Origin of the sequence: Falsiroseomonas oryzae (genome assembly GCF_027856955.1) — a bacterium.
GTDB classification, from domain to species: domain Bacteria; phylum Pseudomonadota; class Alphaproteobacteria; order Acetobacterales; family Acetobacteraceae; genus Falsiroseomonas; species Falsiroseomonas oryzae.
Map to the genome: position 1 here is coordinate 1 of NZ_JAPSMD010000497.1, position 3,518 is coordinate 3,518.

Annotated in this window: 2 protein-coding genes; both read left to right on the forward strand. The window is 74.4% G+C overall.

All coding sequences use genetic code 11. The annotated features are described in order from the left end of the window. Window positions 1-570 (forward strand): PD-(D/E)XK nuclease family protein (locus tag OZN99_RS27695; protein WP_270938451.1); only part of this gene is annotated, 570 nt, incomplete at its 5' end. After that, a partial coding sequence (gene addA / locus OZN99_RS27700; RefSeq protein ID WP_270938452.1) for a double-strand break repair helicase AddA occupies window positions 567-3,518 on the forward strand: 2,952 nt, incomplete at its 3' end. The genes OZN99_RS27695 and addA, both read left to right, overlap by 4 nt.

The following is a 3,518-nucleotide window of genomic DNA, read 5'->3' on the forward strand; positions in this document are numbered from 1 at the left end:
CGGCCCCGCCTGGCCCGCATCGGCGACTTCGTCGTGCAGGTCGAGGCCGAGCGTCGCGCCGGCGGCGCCATTGCGGCGAGCTACACCGAGCGCAAGGCGGAGATGGTGCTGCGCCGCCCGCGCGGCGACGTCACGCTGAAGGCGCGGGCCGACCGGCTGGACCGCTTCGGCGATGGCAGCCTGGCGGTGCTGGACTACAAGACCGGCTCGCCGCCCGGCGCCGCCGCCCTGCTGGACGGCACGGCGCCGCAGCTGCCGCTGGAGGCCGCGATGGCGCGCGCGGGCGCCTTCGAGAAGGTCGAGGGCGCGCCGGTGCGCGCGCTGACCTACTGGAAGCTGACCGGCGGGCCGGAGCCGGGCGAGGTCAGCGAGATGCTGACGGAGGTGGAGGACATCGCGGCGCTGGCTGAGCAGTCGCTGGAGAATCTCGGCCGGCTGGTGGACCGTTTCCTGCTGGGCGAGGCGCCCTTCGTCGCGCGGCCGCATCCGGCGCGTGCGCCGCGCGGCGGCGACTACGACCACCTCTCCCGCATCGCCGAATGGGCGGATGCGGAGGACGAGGCGGAATGAACGTCCCGCTCTCGCCCCGCCAGGAGGCCGAGTTCGAGCAGGGCCAGGGTTCCGATCCTGGCGCTTCGGCCTGGGTCACGGCCTCCGCCGGCTCCGGCAAGACGAAGGTGTTGACGGACCGCGTGCTGCGGCTGCTGCTGGCGCCCGAGGCGCGCCCGAACGCGATCCTCTGCCTCACCTTCACCAAGGCCGCCGCGGCGGAGATGGCGACGCGGCTCGCGCGGCAGCTCGGTGAATGGGCGGTGATTCCGGAGGCGCGGCTGGCGGAGCGGCTGTCCGTGCTGCTGGGTCGCGCGCCCGATCGCGCCGACATGGACCGCGCGCGCGTGCTGTTCTGCCGCGTGCTGGAACTGCCGGGCGGGATGCGCATCAGCACAATCCACGCCTTCTGCCAGTCCCTGCTGCGCGCCTTCCCGCTGGAGGCGGGGCTCTCGCCGCAATTCGGCGTGGTGGAGGATGTGGAGGCCGCCGCGCTGCTGGCCGATGCGCAGGAGGAGGTGCTGGCCGGTCCCCTCACGCCGCGCGAGGCGCTGGAGAGCCTGGCGAGCCTGGTGCCGCCGAGCGACTTCGCGAAGCTCGTCTCGGCGCTGACGCGCGACCGCGAGAGGCTGGCGGCGGCGCTGCGCGGCACCGGCTCGCTGGACGGGCTCTGCGCGGCGATCGCGAAGCGCCTCGGCATCGCGGCGACGGCGCATGAGGCGGCGCTGATCCAGGCCGCGGCGCAGGCGCTGGACGAGGAGGTGGTGCTCGCGGCGCGGCTGCTGCAGGCCAGCCGCAACGCCAACGACCAGGCGCGCGGCGCGAAGCTGCTGGACTGGATCGCGCTGGATCCCGCGCTGCGGACCGCGCAATGGGCGGAGTGGTGCGGCATCTTCCTGACGAAGGAGGGCGAGCCGCGCGCCACGCTGGCGACGAAGCAGGTCGGCGAGCGGCAGGCGGAATGCGTGGCCATCCTGCTGCGCGAGGCGGAGCGCGTCGCGGCTGTGGAAGGCAGCCGCCGCGCCTGCCGGCTGCTGGCGGCGACGCGCGCGCTGCTCGGCCTCGGCGCGCCGGTGCTGCAGGGCTATGCGGCGCGCAAGCTGTCGCGCGGGCTGATGGACTATGACGACCTGATCCTCTCGGCGCAGCGCGTGCTGCAGGATCCCGGCAGCGCCTGGGTGCTCTACAAGCTGGATGGCGGGCTGGAGCACGTGCTGCTGGATGAGGCGCAGGACAGCAACCCCGCGCAATGGGGCATCGCCGCGGCGCTGACCGAGGAGTTCTTCGCCGGGCGGGGTGTCGAGCGGAAAGGCGAGCAACCCGTGCGCACCATCTTCGCGGTGGGCGACGTCAAGCAGTCCATCTACGGGTTCCAGGGTGCGGACGCGACCGGCTTCGGCCGGTGGAAGCACCACTTCGCGGAGCGCTGCACCGCCATCAGCTCCGAGCTGCGCGACGTGCAGCTGAAGGTATCCTTCCGCTCCACGGCGCCGGTGCTGGCGCTGGTCGATGCGGTCTTCGCCCAGGGCGCCGCGCGCGCGGGTGTGGTGGAGGACGGCGCGGTGCTGGAGCACCGCCCCGATCGCATGGGCCAGGCCGGCGTCGTCGAGTTGTGGCCGATGCTGGAGGCGCCGGAGACCGAGCCGCCGCCCCCCTGGGAAGTGCCGGAGGAGCCCGGCAAGGCGGCCGGTGCCGATGCGCTGCTGGCCGAGGCGCTGGCGGCGCGCATCGCGGACTGGCTCCGGCGCGGGGAGATGCTGCCCTCCCGCGCCCGCGCCATGCGGCCGGGCGACATCCTGATCCTGGTGCGTAAGCGCACCGGTGGCCTGGTGCCGCGGCTGCTGCGCGCGCTGAAGGAGCAGGGCGTGCCGGTGGGCGGCGCGGACCGTCTCAAGCTGGCCGAGCAGATCGCGGTGCAGGACCTGCTGGCGCTGTGCGACGTGCTGCTGCTGCCGGAGGACGACCTGCAGCTCGCCGCGGCTCTGAAGTCGCCGCTGGTCGGGCTGGACGAGGCGCAGCTGTTCGCGCTGGCGCATGACCGGCCCGGCAGTCTCTGGGCGCGGCTGGTGCAGGAGCGCGGGCGAGACACGCCGGAAGGCCGCGCCGCCGACTGGCTCGCGAGGCTGATGTCGCGCGCCGACCTGGTCACGCCGCATGCGCTGCTGGCCGAGGTGCTGGGCGAGCATCGCGGGCGGGAGAAGCTGTTGGCGCGGCTCGGCCCGGACGCCGCCGACCCGCTCGACGAATTGCTGAACGCCGCGCTGGACCACGAACGCCGCCACCCGCCCAGCCTGCAGGGCTTCGTGCAGTGGATCCGCCGCGGCGGGGCGGAGGTGAAGCGCGAGCAGGAGAGCGGCGGCGACGTGGTGCGCGTGATGACCGTGCACAACGCCAAGGGCCTGCAGGCGCCGGTGGTGATCCTGCCGGACACGGTGAACAGGGACCGCGACGACCGCTCCGTGCGGTGGTGCATGGATGGCGCGGCGCCGCTGCCCTTCTGGGCGCCGCGCAAGGACGCGCATGCGCCCGCCTTCACCGACCTGCTGGCGGCCGAGAAGCGCGCCCGGGCGGAGGAGGAGCACCGCCTGCTGTATGTGGCGCTGACGCGCGCCGAGGACCGGCTGCTGGTCTGCGGCTGGCAGAAGAAGGCGCCGAAGAACCGGCCCTGGCCGGAAGGCTGCTGGTACGACCTGGTGGAACAGGGCTTCCGCGCGCTGGGCGCGACGGAACAGCCCTTCGAGCCTGCTGTCTTCGGCGCGCCGGCCGAATGCCGCTTCGGCCCGGCGCTGCTGCGCCAGGATTGCGCCCAGACCGTCGAGGCGAAGCCGGATGGTCGCGACGCGCCGGCGCCCGTTGCGGCCGACCTGCCGGACTGGGCGCACCGCCCGGCCCCGGCCGAGGCGGTGCAGGACGCGCTGGCGCCCTCCGCCATCCCCGCCGAGACGGAGACGCCGGCTGCCGCGCCGCAT